Annotated in this window: 11 protein-coding genes; 2 read left to right on the top strand and 9 right to left on the bottom strand. The window is 40.9% G+C overall.

What is annotated here, in order from left to right; genetic code table 11:
- Positions 1-47: 47 nt before the first annotated feature.
- The 6 genes from ACKGJO_RS11955 to glgB form a co-directional block, all read right to left on the bottom strand.
- Positions 48-1,361 (bottom strand): hypothetical protein, encoded by a 1,314-nt coding sequence (locus ACKGJO_RS11955; protein ID WP_411323672.1) that lies wholly within the window; start codon positions 1,359-1,361, stop codon positions 48-50.
- Positions 1,354-2,568: a hypothetical protein gene (locus ACKGJO_RS11950; protein ID WP_411323671.1), complete on the bottom strand. Its 1,215-nt coding sequence runs from the start codon at positions 2,566-2,568 to the stop codon at positions 1,354-1,356. Before ACKGJO_RS11950 ends, ACKGJO_RS11955 begins: the two co-directional genes overlap by 8 nt.
- Positions 2,569-2,598: 30 nt before the next feature.
- On the bottom strand, positions 2,599-3,402 hold the full coding sequence (locus tag ACKGJO_RS11945) for a glycogen/starch synthase (protein ID WP_411323670.1): 804 nt from the start codon (positions 3,400-3,402) through the stop codon (positions 2,599-2,601).
- A 19-nt stretch (positions 3,403-3,421) separates the two neighbouring features.
- Complete coding sequence (locus ACKGJO_RS11940) at positions 3,422-4,243, bottom strand: phosphosulfolactate synthase (protein ID WP_411323669.1); 822 nt, start codon at positions 4,241-4,243, stop codon at positions 3,422-3,424.
- A 72-nt stretch (positions 4,244-4,315) separates the two neighbouring features.
- Entirely contained in the window at positions 4,316-5,821 is a 1,506-nt protein-coding gene (malQ, locus tag ACKGJO_RS11935; protein WP_411323668.1) for a 4-alpha-glucanotransferase, read from the bottom strand.
- 7 nt (positions 5,822-5,828) lie between these two features.
- Complete coding sequence (gene glgB, locus ACKGJO_RS11930) at positions 5,829-8,030, bottom strand: 1,4-alpha-glucan branching protein GlgB (RefSeq protein ID WP_411323667.1); 2,202 nt, start codon at positions 8,028-8,030, stop codon at positions 5,829-5,831.
- Positions 8,031-8,133: 103 nt separating this feature from the next.
- Between glgB and ACKGJO_RS11925 the strand changes: the two genes are divergently transcribed.
- A complete protein-coding gene (locus ACKGJO_RS11925) occupies positions 8,134-9,360 on the top strand; it encodes an FtsX-like permease family protein (RefSeq protein ID WP_411323666.1) in 1,227 nt (408 codons plus the stop codon).
- Between the two features lie 24 nt (positions 9,361-9,384).
- Here ACKGJO_RS11925 and ACKGJO_RS11920 read toward each other — a convergent pair whose 3' ends face one another.
- The gene (locus ACKGJO_RS11920; RefSeq protein WP_411323665.1) at positions 9,385-11,073 is read right to left on the bottom strand and encodes a Mur ligase family protein; all 1,689 of its coding nucleotides are present in this window, start codon (positions 11,071-11,073) and stop codon (positions 9,385-9,387) included.
- A gap of 144 nt (positions 11,074-11,217) precedes the next feature.
- Between ACKGJO_RS11920 and ACKGJO_RS11915 the strand changes: the two genes are divergently transcribed.
- Positions 11,218-12,219: a sugar phosphate nucleotidyltransferase gene (locus ACKGJO_RS11915; protein WP_411323664.1), complete on the top strand. Its 1,002-nt coding sequence runs from the start codon at positions 11,218-11,220 to the stop codon at positions 12,217-12,219.
- 150 nt (positions 12,220-12,369) lie between these two features.
- Here ACKGJO_RS11915 and ligA read toward each other — a convergent pair whose 3' ends face one another.
- Positions 12,370-14,439 carry an NAD-dependent DNA ligase LigA gene (gene ligA, locus ACKGJO_RS11910; protein WP_411323663.1) on the bottom strand — a complete coding sequence of 690 codons (2,070 nt, stop codon included), beginning with the start codon at positions 14,437-14,439 and terminating at the stop codon, positions 12,370-12,372.
- Between the two features lie 39 nt (positions 14,440-14,478).
- On the bottom strand, positions 14,479-16,206 hold the full coding sequence (gene polX / locus ACKGJO_RS11905) for a DNA polymerase/3'-5' exonuclease PolX (protein ID WP_411323662.1): 1,728 nt from the start codon (positions 16,204-16,206) through the stop codon (positions 14,479-14,481).
- Between the last annotated feature and the right edge of the window lie 62 nt (positions 16,207-16,268).

Here is a 16,268-nt window from a genome sequence, read left to right as displayed (position 1 = left end):
GTTTATAAAACTAATCAGAGTGTTTATTTATTATAATAAAGGAATAATTAGTTCAATTTAGGTCTGAAGAACATAAGCTCAGTTAAGTTCACAGAAATATTGAAAGACCAAATTCTTTCCTGTATGAGGTCATTAGCCGTGGTTCCTCTCAAACCGTAACGGGCACTTAGATCGATGGTTGAATTGGAGAACGATGAAATTATTCCTAAACCGGCAGAAAACCAAAGTGTATTGATTTTTTCTTGTGCGGTTTTGAGATGGCCTGAATCATAGGATAAACCGGCATTATACCGAAAATTGGAAAAAAAACTGTCTGAATTAGTTCTGTAAGCGTGATATTCTGTGCCTAAGCCCAACTTGTATCGGTCTGAAAGCTCAAAAGTGTCATTAGTGGTATTTAAATTTGAATTTGTTTCACTCCACTGTTGAAACTTACCCTCTAAAGAAACATTGAAAAGTGTACTTGGGTAATACGTAAAGCCGCTGTTTAGTTCTAATGGAAGTTTTGCACCTCCGCCAATATTTTCATCTAAAGTAACTTCCTGAACCTGGTTGTTAACACGTCTTCTACTCAGAATGGCCTCATCGGTATCAATATCTACCGGTAGTATTGCAGTAGCACCAAAACTTAACCTGTCTCCTGAATTGAATATTGTTGGGATGGAGGCTAGTAATCCAAATTTATGGCTAAAATCTGAGCCGGTTATCTTAGAATCAATAACATTGGTCGTAAAAGAACCGTCATCAAAAAAGAGTTCTCTTGTATTATTCTGAGATAGAAATACGAGTGATGGAGCATAGCCTAAGGAAATATTCTTATTTATACTCCATCCAAATCCTATCTCAAGTTTGTTTATGCCACCGGTTCCGTAAGCGTCAGAGGCATAATCTATAGTTTGATTCTGTTCATTCAAAATACTGCTGGTGCTGAAAAATCGATAGTTGGAACGAGTAACCGGGTACATGGAAGCTGAGATCCCAAACTTTTCTCGATAAATGGGAAAGGTAAGCTGTAAATACCCGGCTTGAAGTGCGGTATTTTTACTTTCAGCTGTATTGTCTTTTGATAGGATCTTTGAAAAACTGAAGCCGGTAGAAGCTGTGGAGAAAGTATTGGTTCCCCATAATGCCGGGTTATGTAATCCATTGGATTGGGTATTATCTAAAGAAATCCCGGAAATACCCATGCTCAATTCACGGGAGGTATTGGCCTCTACCGGAAATCCAATTCCAAACAGAGAATAAAAGGAGCCACTTTTACTAATGCTGCTTTCATCGCTCTGGGCAAAAGTGTTGCTGTTTAGAACGAAGAGTAATATAAATAACGAAGTGAAATAGGTCTGTAATTTCAATTTATTCATTCACTATATATGAGATAATTAATTTGGGGCGGAATTCTTCAGGTGCGTTTCCGTTATAAACCTGTGTGGACCGAATAACTCCGGACAGAGAGCCAATTCCGACGTATATTTCGTCAGTGACTTCACTACCGTAAAACACATTGTTTAGGAGAAGAGTGATGTTGCTTTTGAAAGTGTCGGTTTCAACGGTGTCTCTTAGAGCACTAAACTCAGGTTGTGTAAGCTGATATTCATAAGATTCGTCAAACTCAGTACCAAGATGTAGGTTTAACAAATTGATATTAGGCCGGGTATGGTTGGCAGCAAGTGTGCTGGTTAAGTCATTAGTATTTTCCTGAACTAACAACCGTGCGCTTAAAATATTTTTAGCGCTGTATTCTGCCTTCAGTGTTTCAAGGGGAAGATCGATCCTCATCATTTCCTCTATCGTTGTATGAAGAGAGGTTGTTTCAGCAGTTTGCGTGCTACCGTTTCTCTCTAATAAATAAGCCCAGTTGTTTAAGCCAACACTAACAGTGTCTGACTCATCAGGGCTAAGTATCAGAAACTGACTGGCTGAGGAACTAACGAATGAGATCTTATTGGTATTATTTTGAGGAACAATAGCCAAACCGTGGAATTCATAGCGATAGGTTGAATCTGCGTCTGCTTCGGTGCTACTAAAATAGGTATAGTATTGATCTTTCCAGGCCTCATTCAGGTCAACTATGATGTTCTTTTCCTGACCAATGGTGAATGAACCGATAGGTGAAGCACTGTTATAAGTCACTTCAGAATCCGTTTTTATTTCATTACCTCTCCAGGTTTCAGAGACTTCATAAATTGAAAACTCAGATGAGAAAAGCGTATCACCATAGGTGTTGAGACTATCAAGTTGAATTTCCAGTTTCATGGAAAAATTATCACCTACGATGCCAAGGCTATCAGGGATGTCAACGCTTCTAACCGGTTTTAATAAACCAACTGTGCTTACATCACCAAATAGCTGATCGGAGTAACTGCCGATACTGAACAGGCTAAAATTCCCGGTATAGCCTATAAAATTTTCAGAAGCAGTGTTGTCAAGTGTTAAGGTATCAGTAACGATAGAGGGCTCATTAATAAAGCCACTTCCTACACTGCCGGGGTCTTCGCATCCGTTAAAAACTAATATTAAAGTTAACAGCGAAATATATAAGGAAACAAAACCCTTATTGTGTGTTGTCATTAAGAAAATATTTAAAAAGTTCTCTTTCTGTTATTCTGCGTCAGAAATTGTACGATAGTATTCAGCAAATTTGTCAGAAACGTCTTCAGGAGAGCCCTGAATTTTTTCTGGTGTAATGCCAAGTTCATCAAATACGTCATCGAATTCATCCTTCAGATAATTTCCGGTGACGACGTGATCGCTATATTTAAGTCCAAGTTTTAATAGATCAACCTTTCCTTCTTCAGTCAGGTTATCAATGTCGGTATCGGCCGGTAATCCTAGAAGTTCTAGCACCCGTGCTGAATCTGAATCACCTTCGTTAATTGGGTGATGGAGATTGTAAACGATCTTAGTGTCTTTGAAGATCTTCTCATCTTTATACAGGGTTTTAACCAATAATGGCGTCAATCCTGCAGGCCAATCATGGCAGTGAATGATGTCCGGCTCCCAGCCAAGCTTAATAACTGTTTCCAGCACGCCTTTATTGTAGAAGGCTAAGCGCTCGTCGTTATCTTCATAAAATTCTTCAGAATCAGGCTTTCTGAATAATCCTTTTCTTTTGAAATAGGTGTCATTATCGAGGAAATAAACCTGAAGTTTAGCATTGGGAATGCTGGCCACCTTGATCTTCATGGTTTCAACTTTATCCCCTACTTCAACTTCAATACCGGAGAGACGGATCACTTCATGCAGACGGTTTCTCCTATCATTGATAGTACCGTATTTAGGAAGCAAGATCCGAATTTCAAATCCCTTGTCTTGAAGTGATGCAGGCAAAAACCTAAGTAGGTCTGCTGTGTAGGTCATGCGTGCAAATGGAGAAATTTCTGCTGCAACGTATAGAATTTTCATAAATATATACTCTCAGTGATTACTCTTTGTTAGAGATTGTATTATTGTCTTTTATTACTTGATTTAAGTCTTCGTCATCATCCAATGAATAGAAATCCAGGAGGGTGTCACCTCGTAGCCCGAGTCTTAATGTTTCCAATGCTATAACATCAGCAGGGACAATATTCCCAAGGTTTACGTTACTTCCAAATTTTCGGATGAACCAAACCTGTTGCTCTTTCTGAGGTGCTTCAAAAATGAGTTTGTCCTGAGAGATCTGATCTGTGATCTCTTCGATCAAACCTGAACGAACTTCCCCGTTTGGTCGAAAAACACCCACTGTTCCACTCTCCCGAGCTTCACAAATTACTTTTTCAGAACCTGCATTTAATTCTTCGTTTATAACTTTTACCCATTTGTAAGGAGGAATGATCTCGTTAGGATTTTTACTCCCAACTTCTGAGTAAACCGTAAAATCTTTACTTAATTCGCTGATTATAGACTGTTTTCGATCATCAGAAAGCCAAATGGTTCCGTTAGAGACTTCAACATGAGATATGTTATATCTTTCCATCAGCTTTACGTAAGCATCAAGTTGGTCTCTGAGCAGATAGGCTTCAAAAAGAGTGCCGCCAAAATAAACCGGAATATCAGCATTCTGGTAAACAGCGATCTTTTCTTCGAGGTTTTGAGTTACGTATGAAGTTCCCCATCCAAGTTTAACTACATCAATATAGTTAGAGCTGGTTTCAACAAGGTCTTCGGCTTGCCTTACGCTGTAACCTTTGTCCAAGGCTAGTGTTAGGCCTTTTATTCTGGGTTTTTCAGTTCTGTAGGGTAAATTTTTGAGTGTAAATGCCATAAATTAGTTGAAATATGTAAGCCTGAAATATACAAAAACACTACCTGTATATGAAATCGGGCTAAACTATAGTTATTTATCTCGGTTTATGTTCCTGTTACTTAGCTCAATGAGGTGGCGAATGTGATCTTCATCAACTGCCTCCATCATGTCAGATGTATATCTCCAAAGCCAGTTATCAGATGATGTGCCGGGAATATTCATGCGGTGTGCATCATCGAGACCCATATAATCCTGAAGTGGAAATATCGCTTGATCAGAAACAGACAACATACCCAAGCGAATAAATTCCCAATGGATATTTTTTCCGTCAGTGCGGGTATAGATCCTTGCTCTGTGTTGTTCAGCTTCATCAGCAGAATTATACCAGCCAATTACGGTATCGTTATCGTGAGTTCCAGAATAAGCCACACTGTTCTGCGAGTAATTGTGTGGTAAAAAACTGTTTGTTGAGTCTGAATCGAAAGCGAACTGTATGATCTTCATTCCCGGGAAATTATATTTGTCACGAAGTTTTTCAACACCTTCAGTTACAAATCCAAGATCTTCGGCAATTATCGGCAGCTCTCCACATTTTTCTAAGATCGTGTCAAAGAGCTTTTCACCCGGGCCTTCCACCCACTCTCCCTTTTCAGCCGTTTTTTCAGTTGCTTTTACTTCCCAATAGGCATCAAAACCACGGAAGTGATCTACACGTATGGCATCACAGGCTTCAAACATGTGTTTGAACCGATCGACCCACCATGAAAACCCATCCTTCTCAAGTTCATCCCATTTATAAAGAGGGTTGCCCCAAAGTTGTCCGGTTTTACTGAAATAATCAGGAGGTACACCGGCAACAAGCTGACGATTCCCTTTTTTATCAACCTCGAAATATTGCGGGTTAGCCCAAACATCGGCACTATTGTGGTCAACAAAAATCGGTATATCCCCAACAACTCTGATGTTGCGGTTATTAGCATATTCTTTTAGGGCGATCCACTGATTATAAAATTCAAATTGTAACCAATACTGAAAGTCGATCTGATCTTTGAATTTTTTACGGTAGGCTTTTAATGCCTTCGGTTTTCTTTGTGCAATATCTTCGTCCCAGGTATTCCATGGTTGTTTATTGTAATGCAGTGAGCATGCCATAAAAAGTACGTAGTCATCAAGCCAGTGTTTATTCTGGCTTTTAAAGGCATCAAAGGTTTTCTCTTCCTCTTTGGTCATCTTTTCATAGAACCGGTCAGAGGCTAGTTTGTAAACTTTGTCTTTATTCTCAAAGGAAGTGTCGTAGTCTGCTTCAGTCTTAGAAGGCAATTCAATGCCTTCAATTTCTTTCTGTGTAAGCAGGCCCTTTTTGTGGAGAAGATCCGGACTTATCAGGTATACATTTCCTGCAAAAGCAGAATAACTGGCATATGGTGAGTTTCCATATCCTGTGGGGGTTAATGGCAGTACCTGCCATATGGTTTGATCGGTTCGTTCTAAAAAGTCGATGAAATTGCGGGCTTCATATCCAAAATCACCCATTCCATACTTACCGGGAAAAGATGTTGGATGTACCAGTGTACCGCAAGAGCGTGGAAACCTCATGAAATATCTAACTCTTTGGTTTTAAAATTACACCTGCAAGAGGCGGTATTGTAATTGATATATTTGCTTTTTGGCCATGCCATTCACCCCACTCGCCATGAATCTTATTATCTCCGGCATTGCTGCCACCATAATATTCTGAGTCGCTGTTTATAAGCACTTCATATTCTCCGGCATGGGGCACACCAACTTTGTAGCCATAATGTACAGTTGGAGTAAAATTTAATAAGATAATCAAAAAATCATCCGGATCTTCAGCACGACGAATGAAAGAAATAATGCTGTTATCAGCGTCACTGGCATCTATCCATTCAAATCCACGCCAGTCAAAGTCGAGTTGGTGAAGGGGTTTTTCAGCTTTATTTATCTTGTTAAGGTCTTTAACTAACAGTTGTAATCCCTTATGCTTCTCCCATTCCAATAAATGCCAGTCAAGGGAATTTGATTCGTTCCATTCGGACCATTGTCCGAATTCGCATCCCATAAATAAAAGATTTTTACCCGGGTGTGCGTACATATAAGTGTAGAGCAATCTGAGGTTGGCGAATTTTTGCCAGTCATCACCAGGCATCTTCGATATCATGGATTGTTTCATATGAACAACTTCATCATGCGAAAAAGGCAAGGTAAAGTGCTCTGAAAATGCATAGATGAGAGAGAAGGTCAACTGATCCTGATGATATTTTCTGAAGATAGGGTCCTTTTCAATATAGGTAAGGGTATCATTCATCCAACCCATGTTCCACTTGAAATCAAAACCAAGGCCCCCCGTCTCAGTTGGGCGGGAAACACCCCCCCAAGATGTTGATTCTTCAGCAAAAGTGATCACTCCGGGAAAATGATGATGTACGATATCGTTAAATTTTCTCAAGAAATCGATAGCTTCTATATTTTCTCTGCCACCATATTTATTGGGAACCCATTCACCTTCATCTTTTGAATAATCAAGATAGAGCATGGAAGCTACTGCATCAACACGGAGGCCATCTATGTGAAACTTATCACACCAATAGACGGCATTAGAAACTAAAAAGTTCTGAACCTCAGTCCTGCCATAATTGAAAATGCAGGTGCCCCAGTCTTTGTGCTCTCCTTTGCGTGGGTCATCATGCTCAAATAAACCGGTGCCGTCGAATCGGCGAAGTCCATGATCATCTTTTGCGAAGTGAGCCGGAACCCAGTCAACGAGTACTCCTATTCCCTCCTGATGGCATTTGTCAACGAAATACATAAAATCTTCAGGGGCGCCAAAGCGACTGGTTGGAGCATAATATCCTGTGATCTGATATCCCCATGAAGGATCGTAAGGATGCTCTGCTACCGGCATGAGCTCTACATGGGTGTAGCCTAATTCTTTGAGATAAGGCACTAATTGGTCGGCTGTTTCACGATAACCTAGAAAACCGGGGTCTTCTCCAACTTTGCGTTTCCAGGAACCAAGGTGCATTTCGTAAATTGAAATGGGTTGATCAAGGGCTTGTCGGTCTGCCCTTGACTCTAACCACTCTTCATCATCCCATTCGTAGTCGTCAATTTCTGTAACAATGGAAGCGGTACCCGGACGTAATTCAGAATAAAAAGCAAAAGGATCGGATTTTTTAAGCGGCGGATCCTGAACGGGGCTTGTTATTTCATACTTGTAGTAATCACCGGATTGAACATGAGGGATAAATATCTCCCAGATACCCTGGTCGTGAAATTTTCTCATACGGTGAACTCGACCATCCCAGCTATTGAATTCCCCGATCACGCTTACACGGGTAGCACTCGGCGCTGTAACCACAAAATGAGTTCCCTTTACCCCATCAATGGTTCGAGGGTGCGCACCCATAAATTCATAAGCCTGATTGTGATTTCCTTCACCCCAAAGCTGAAGATCGAAATCGCTTATCAAAGATTCGAATTCATACGCATCCGTGATAATAAAGGTGTTACCATCGTGGGGATTGATCTCAAGTTCATAGCTGAACCGATTCTTCCGTCGGGTGAAGACCCGTTCAAAAAGACCTTCATCAGAGATCTGATCCAGTTCATAAGACTTTTTGTCAATGAGAGCGGTTACGGTTTTTGCTTCCGGCCTGAATGCTCGAAGCACGAGTTTAGTCTTACCGTTAATTTTAATTTCATGTAACCCTAAAACTGAGAACGGATCTCCATGAGAGCCGTCTGATATGGAAGAAATAATTTCTTTTGTAAGTGTTGAACTCATCACCGTTATTGGATTCGAAAGGGCATAAAAGATACTAAAAGTTTATCAAATGTATGAGGTCATTTAAAGTGCTTTCAATTGCTTGTTTCTATATTTTGTTGTCATGAATAAATCCGGATTTATAGCGCGGCGTTATCTGTTTTCACGTAAACACATATCGCTGATCTCTACCCTTACTTTTATTAGCATCACCGGTATTACCATTGGTACAGCATTGCTGATAGTGGTTCTATCAGTTTTCAATGGGTTCTTTGATGTCATTAAAAATTTTCTGCTTTCATATGATCCGGATGTCAGGATCGAAGCTTCGGGGGCCTCTACCTTCGCACAAAATGAGAAAATGATGGAACAGATCCGGTCACTTCCTGAAGTGCGTATCATATCACCTTATGTTGAGGGCAAAGCATTACTTGCCATGGAAGGTGTTCAAAATGAAGTCGTAGATGTTAAAGGAGTAGAGCGAGATGTTTTTTTTCAGCTTGTTGATATCGAAAACAGCGTAACTACCGGCGTTTTTGATGTAAGTGTGCGTGAACGAACTCCGGGTATAATCTTGCATGAGGAATTAAAAAACAGGCTTCGCATTAACTTAGGCGATGATTTGGCTTTGCTAAGTGCAGCAGGTATGAAAAATGCGCTTACGCAGATCACGGTTCCTCAAACATATAGATTTGATCTTCGTGGAGCCTATTATTTGCAACAGATAGCAGGCGGGCCAAAAGTATTTGTGGATATTGAAGCGGCAAAAAGGCTGTTCAAGGTAAGAAATGAGATCTCCGGGCTGGATATTAAACTTACTGATAATGAAAAGGCAGAAGCAGTAAAATCGAGGTTAACTGAATTATTAGGGCCTGACTACAAGATCTCAACCTGGTATGACCTGCAGAAGCCTCTTTACGATGTCATGTACCTGGAAAAATGGGGTTCCTTCGTGGTGTTGATCCTCATTGTGATAGTAGCTGTGTTAAATATTATTGGGTCGTTAACGATGATCGTGATCCAAAAACAAAGAGATATTGGAATCTTAATGTCGATGGGATTCAGTAAAGCGGGTATTAAGTCTATATTCAGAAAACAGGGTCTGTACATCGGGTTGATCGGTTGCGGAATTGGAGGGTCACTTGGTTTACTGATCACCTGGCTTCAGATGAAATTTGGATTGGTGAAGTTATCATCGGCTTTTATAATTGATGCTTATCCGGTACAGATCAACCCATTGGATATAGTACTAATTCTTGTGGTCAGCTTATTGTTAAGTGTGTTGGCAAGCTGGTATCCGGCTCATCGTGCCGCCCAGATTCAACCGGCAGATGCCGTCCGCTTCGAGTGATGAAAATATATATAGCTTAACAATTTACTCATTATATACGTCTGGCAGGTCGTTTTCATAAAGGATCACATCACCCGGTTGTGCTACTTTTTGGATGAGCTCATTGGCTTCGTAGAGACTATTAACAACTCTGACGTTCAAGGATGCAGAATCCTCTGATCGGATACCTTCCTGAATAGGTTTGGCTCTATCTTTACCCACCAAAACCACAAGATCCAAGTTGGCTTTGCCTATAGTCTGACCAAATTTATAGTTTTCTTCCTTTTCGATATCCCCAAGCTCTATCATTCCAGGTGTTATGATAATACGTTTGCCTGTGTCGAACTGACTTAAGATTTCAACGGCATTTTTTGCTCCAACAGGGTTGGAGTTAAAAGCATCATCAATAATAAATAGATCTCCATTTTGTTTTAATTCAAGGCGATGTTCGACAGGTTCTATCTTTTGGGCTGCTATGGCCATGGTCTTTAATCGCAGTCCAAAGTGATGGCCGACCCCTATAGCCAGCAGAAGATTTTGGGCATTATGTGCACCAAGTAGTTTCGTCTGAAATGACTCAGTTTCATCTCCCAAGGTAACATTAAATGACATGCCTGAGGTGTTATAGCTGATACCAGAAGCCTGAATCTCACCATTGTTTAAACCCACGAGGACCCGGTTGATGTCTTGTCTGTCACTGCCCATTTCAGAGACCCGTGGGTCATCGGCATTAAGAATGGCAACATCCCCTGATTCCAGGTTATCGACCAAAGTACCTTTTTCTTTTGCAATTACATCTTGCGAACCAAAGGTTTCCAGATGAGCCACACCAACATTGGTTATAACTGAGATATCTGGTTTGGCGATGTCGCAGAGTTCCTGAATATTGCCCTGATATCGTGCGCCCATTTCAAGGATAAGGACTTGGTGGTTGGCCTGTAGATCATTATTTATGACTTTACAAATTCCCATGGGGGTGTTATAGCTGCCTGGGGTTGAACATACGTTGAACCGCTCCTTAAGTAAGTCCCTGATCATAAATTTGGTACTTGTTTTACCATAGCTGCCTGTGATAGCAATTACGTCAAGGTCAGGCATGGAAGCTAGCTTTTTTCGAGCCTGTTTTTTAAATCCATTTTGGATGTAAGTTTCAACGGGTCGAGTAAACAAACCGGACAGGAGTATAAAAAAGGGAACCAAAATGGCCCCAAAACCCCATCCGGCTATTAGAATCGTCAGGTCAAAATTTAAGACACCGGCAAAATAAGACGGGATTGCTTGTTGTGTAAAAGGCATAAACCCCGTGAATGCCATATACGAAAAGTAAAGAGGAAACAAGGAGGTCAAAAGTACAAAAGGTACTATTAATCTATATAGCCGCGGGGTAAAAACAAGTGGTTTTTTAACTTTTTCAGATCTGTAGTTCTTGACTGAACCAAACCAAAATAACGCTAAAATAAAAACGATCAGTGTTAATGATGTGTATGTCAGATATTCTAACAGCCAGCTACCGCCCAAGACCAAAATGAAGATCAGTATCATGAGCATAGAAAGGGAGGGAGGTACAACTTTTTCCTCCCAATGGTCTTTTAACCACTGCCAGAACTCATTATTCTTATAACCCACCTGCTGATAGGCGTGCAAGAAGAAACGCATTCTGTAAATGATATAACGCAAAAAGATCGCACTAATAAGGATGGCGCCGACATTAAGAGTCGTGTAGTACCAATTCAAATTATGAGGGTTTGTTTAAGTGATTAATAGCCTTTTATGATGATACTAAGTTATGAAATAAACCAATATTCGAAATCGGTTTATAAGCTTGGTATATTCACCGCGCACTAAATGTAAATGTTTCAATAAAAGAAAGAGAAATATATGAAATTAATTATCCCAATGGCCGGTCGGGGTACCAGAGTCCGACCTCATTCTCACACGGTTCCCAAGCCATTGTTACCGGTTGCCGGTACCATGATCGTGGAGCGCATTGTCGAAACTTTTAACCGGACACTCGACCGCAACATTACCGAGATCGTGTATATATTAGGCCCCGATTTTGGTGAAGATATCAAACAGCCTTTACGAGAAATGAGCAAGCGGCATAATGCAAAAGCTCTTTTTGAAGTTCAGGCTGAAGCATTGGGAACTGCTCATGCTGTCGCTATGGCCAAAGAGCATCTAGATGGAGAGGTTATTATTGCTTTCGCTGATACCATTTTTGACAGCAAAGAAAAGTTTGATCTTGGAGATGCCGACAGTGTTATCTGGTTGAAGAAAGTAGAAGATCCTTCACGATTTGGCGTGGCTGTGCATGAGGGAGACAAGATCACAGGGTTCGTGGAAAAGCCTAAAGAGTTTATTTCAGATCTCGCTATCATTGGTGTGTATTATTTTAAAGATGGTAATTATTTCAAGAAGCAGATCGAATGGGTGTTGGATAATGATATGAAAGGCCCTGGTGGTGAATATTTCCTTACTGCAGCTCTGGATAAGATGATCAAAGATGGGAAGATTTTTAAGACTGCTACGGTTGATGAATGGCTTGATTGCGGAACCTTGCCTGCATGGCTGGAAACGACCGGTATCATTACCGAAAAAGAATTTGACGGTGTAGATGAGAATAAATATCCCGGTACAACCATTATTCCTCCGGTTTATATTGGGGAGGGCGTAAAGATCGAGAACAGTACCGTTGGCCCAAAAGTGAGTATTGAGAGTGATACAGTTATCAAAAATTCCAAACTGAAAAATACGATCATTCGCGATCACGCTTTCCTTGAAGGTGTGGAGACATCAGGATCAACTATCGGTGCCCACACAACACTAAAAAACGTTAAAGGAACTATGGATATAGGTGATCACTCTACATTGGATATATAGAAGAATCATCCAGGGAATTATGAGCATTATTTTAAGGCTTCGGGTTTTACCTGAGGTCTTTTTTATTGAATGATATTATTTAAAGGGCGGCTAGGAGTTTAATATGAACTTAAACTGTTAGAAATGCCTCAACAGACCAAATTGACCTTTTTAGTCAATTAGTTTTTTGAATTCTTCTTCATCGATAATTTGGACGCCCATTTCCTTGGCATCATCTCTTTTGGTGCCGGCACCCGGGCCTGCTACAACATAATCTGTTTCATTGCTAACGCTGGATGTGGCTCGTCCGCCTAGTTGCTCTACCAACTCTTTCACTTCGTCGCGAGTCCACTCTTCGAGATTACCAGTGAAAACAAATTTGAGACCTGCGAGCGGCTGCTCTTTTTGTTCTGAATATGGGTTCTCCAGTGTTAAACCGGATTCCATTAAGTTTTCGATAACTTTCAAGTTATTCTCTTCCGCGAAAAAAACAGTGATGGCTGAAGCAACTTCAGGCCCGATCTCGTCAATATCGGTTAGCTTACCTTTATCAGCTTTTTCCAAATCGTTTATCGTAGTGAAATTCCTTGCCAGTACTCGTGACATATGATTGCCAACGTGTGGAATGCCGAGGGCGTAAAGAAAACGATCGAATGGCTTATTTTTACTATTTTCAATTTCCTTTAATAAATTTTGGGCAGTCTTTTCTGCTATATCATCCAGCTTCTTCAGCTCATCTTCGGTGATACTATATAGATCTTGAGGCTGTGATATCAAATCATGATCAAGTAGTTTTTTTATTCGCTTTTCACCGAGGCCCTCAATGTCCATTGCATCTTTTGATACAAAGTGTTTTAAACGCTCAAGGACCTGAGCTTCACAGTTTATATTGGGGCAATGGGTTTGTTTTTTATCATCGCTCATTACCACTTCAGCCCCACAGACAGGGCATTCTTCCGGCATACTGAATTTTTCTTCTGAACCATCCCTCTCGTCTTTGATTGGTTTAACAACTTGTGGAATCACATCGCCGGCGCGCTCCACTAGTACTGTGTCGCCCACTCGGATGTCCTTCTCATCAATTTCATGTTGGTTGTGAAGAGATGCGCGGGTCATCGTTACTCCTGCAATGTTTACAGGTTCAAGCTGTGCAACAGGTGTGAGTTTACCGGTTCGCCCGACCTGAATTTTAATTTTATTTATCTTCGAAGTTTCACGCTTGGGCGGAAATTTCCAGGCCAGTGCCCAGCGCGGGTTGTTACTGCGTACTCCTAAGGCCTGTTGATGCTCAAATTTATTTATCTTGCATACCATTCCATCAATTTCATAAGGAAGGTCTTCGCGTGCTTCGGAGAATTCCTTATAAGCTTCTATTACTTCATCAATATTTGAGCATTTTTTGTTCAGTTCTTCATTGACTTTCAATCCCCACTTTGGCAATGATTGAAGTACCTTCCAATGCGATTTAAAACCATGATCTTGTGGAGACAGCATCTGAAATATGTAAATATGGAGCGGTCGTTCAGCCGTAACTTTTGGGTCAAGCTGCCGAAGTGACCCTGAGGCAGCATTGCGAGGATTGGCAAAGGTTTTTTTATCCTCTTCGGCTCTTTGCTTATTCATTTCCTCGAATTCATTCTTAGGAATAAATACTTCTCCGCGAATAACCAAGGTTTCAGGAACATCTTTTTCAGATTCTTTCAGTAGGTGTAGCGGAAGCTCTCCAATAGTTTTAATATTGTCTGTAATGTCTTCTCCTGTTTGGCCATCGCCACGCGTACTTGCCTGAGTCAGTCTGCCATTTTCATAAATAATTTCTACTGCAAGTCCGTCGTACTTTGGTTCACAAATGTAAACAGGATCATCGGTATCAAGTTCTTTGCGGCAGGTCTCATCAAAGTTCCTGACATCTTGTTCTAAAGAAACTGACTTCAGACTTAGCATAGGTTCCGGATGGTCGACCAGGCCTAATTCTTCATTTGGTTCACCTCCAACCTTCTGTGTCGGTGAGTCCTCGGTTCTCAAGCCGGGATATTCTTCCTCCAGCTTTTCGAGAGTTTGCATTAGCTGATCATACTCCGCATCTGAAATAATAGGGTCGTCCTTTACATAATAACGGTAGTCATGATAACGTATAGCTTTACGCAGGCTGTTAATGGTTTTTCGCGCTTCATCTTCAGAAGAGATTTCACCCGGATCAATATCCGGCTTTCGCTCAATATCTTTATTTGTATCGTTCATAGGAAAATCGGAGATTTATAATCTGATTAAGATTAATTTTTAACCTTTGCCTAAATGATTCAGTAATTCATCAGCATCAAGGGTGTTTATAACATTTTCAGCTTCAAGCCAACCTCGCCTTGCTTGGTAAACCCCGTATTTGATATGATGTAACTCCCCAATGCTATGTGAGTCAGTGGATATAGCCATTTTCAGGCCTCTCTCTTTAGCCGCTTTGCAATTACGGTCATCAAGGTCAAGCCGTTCGGGACTTGCATTGATTTCAAAAATGATATCCTTATCAAGTGCTTTATTCATGATAGCATCCATATCAAATTCCATTCCCTCGCGTTCCTGTAACAGGCGACCGGTTGGGTGGCCCAGAATATCGAAATAGGGATTATCCATGGCTTTCAAGATTCGCTCAGTCTGCTTTTCACTCTTCATATTTAAATGATAATGAACCGAGCATATGCATAGGTCCAGCTGTTCTAATATATCATCGTGAAGATCCAAGGAACCATCTTCTAAAATGTCCACCTCGGCTCCTTTTAAAATCCTGATGCCCTCAACTTCTTGGTCTGTTTTTTCAATTTCATCCAGCTGTTTTTTTAACTCATCCGCATTCAGACCGCCGGCAACATTTACCCGCTCTGAGTGATCGGTGATGGCAATATATTGATGGCCTAACTCATGGGCGGCTTCAGCCATTTCTTTAATAGAAGCATTACCATCTGTATAGTTAGTATGCATATGAAGATCTCCTTTCACATCGTCCAGCGTTATTAGATCAGGTAGCGATCCGTTTTCCGCGGCTTCAATTTCTCCACGGTTTTCTCTCAATTCGGGTGGTATCCATTCCAGATCGAGAGCTTCGTACACCTCTTTTTCAGTTTTGCTGGCAATTGGCTTATCACTACTCTGCTTAAAGACTCCATATTCGTTTACTTTGAGATCTTGATCCAGGGCCCGTTCACGGAGTTGAATACCGTGTGATTTAGATCCGGTAAAATAGAGCAGGGCAGCTCCGTAAGATTTCTTTGATAAGACGGCTAGATCCACTTGCAAGCCTGAATTCAGATGAACTGAAGTGCGCTTTTCTCCTTTTTTAATGACATCTTTTACATCCTCAAAATTTGTAAAGTGATTTGATATTGCATCTTCATCAGATCCGGTGGCCAAAATGTCAATATCTCCAACAGTTTCCTTATGGCGCCTGTAGCTTCCGGCTATTTTTATTTCATCTGCCTCCTCACACTTTCGTAGGTAGTCAAGTAATGGCTCGGCATATTCTTCAGCTCGGGCTAGCAGGGATCGAGATTCCTGGTCCCTCTGCCGCTCTAGACTTTTTCGGGTTTTTTCTTCCAATTTTTTTCCAAATCCTTCCAGTTCGCGCAGTTTTTCGTTTTTAACAGCCTCTTTGAGGTCATCCACTGTATCGATGTCTAGTTCCTCATATAATTCTTTAGCACGTTCGGGGCCGATACCTTCCAGATTCAACAGCTCGCTTAATTCTTCAGGGACACGCTTTTTTATTTCTTCCAATTGTTGCAACGAACCCGTTTTTACAATTTCTTCGATCTTTTCAGCAATACTTTCACCGATGTCTGAGAAGCTGGTTAGATCCTTCCCCTCTTCTACCTTTTCAGTCAGTTTTATCGTGAGGTTATCAATAGAACGGGCAGCTTGCCGATACGAACGAACACGGAATTCATCGGCTCCTTCTATTTCCAGAAGATCAGCTGTTTTGCGAAGAATGTCGGAAATGTCACTATTGTGTATAGGCATAAAAAATAGATTATGAATTCATTCTTGTAGCCTAAACAAAAAAAGGCAAGAGTTTCGTTTAA

The sequence above is a fragment of the Gracilimonas qinghaiensis genome, from assembly GCF_046602855.1.
Classification (GTDB): Bacteria; Bacteroidota; Rhodothermia; order Balneolales; family Balneolaceae; genus Gracilimonas.
The sequence above is the reverse complement of the archived record's forward strand: the minus strand, read 5'-3'. Positions and strand labels throughout refer to the sequence as shown.

Coding starts and splice junctions, on each gene's coding strand:
- polX (WP_411323662.1), bottom strand. CDS start 16,206: ATGCCTATACACAATAGTGACATTTCCGACATTCTTCGCAAAACAGCT.
- malQ (WP_411323668.1), bottom strand. CDS start 5,821: ATGAGGTTTCCACGCTCTTGCGGTACACTGGTACATCCAACATCTTTT.
- ACKGJO_RS11915 (WP_411323664.1), top strand. CDS start 11,218: ATGAAATTAATTATCCCAATGGCCGGTCGGGGTACCAGAGTCCGACCT.
- glgB (WP_411323667.1), bottom strand. CDS start 8,030: ATGAGTTCAACACTTACAAAAGAAATTATTTCTTCCATATCAGACGGC.
- ACKGJO_RS11945 (WP_411323670.1), bottom strand. CDS start 3,402: ATGAAAATTCTATACGTTGCAGCAGAAATTTCTCCATTTGCACGCATG.
- ligA (WP_411323663.1), bottom strand. CDS start 14,439: ATGAACGATACAAATAAAGATATTGAGCGAAAGCCGGATATTGATCCG.
- ACKGJO_RS11925 (WP_411323666.1), top strand. CDS start 8,134: ATGAATAAATCCGGATTTATAGCGCGGCGTTATCTGTTTTCACGTAAA.
- ACKGJO_RS11940 (WP_411323669.1), bottom strand. CDS start 4,243: ATGGCATTTACACTCAAAAATTTACCCTACAGAACTGAAAAACCCAGA.
- ACKGJO_RS11950 (WP_411323671.1), bottom strand. CDS start 2,568: ATGACAACACACAATAAGGGTTTTGTTTCCTTATATATTTCGCTGTTA.
- ACKGJO_RS11955 (WP_411323672.1), bottom strand. CDS start 1,361: ATGAATAAATTGAAATTACAGACCTATTTCACTTCGTTATTTATATTA.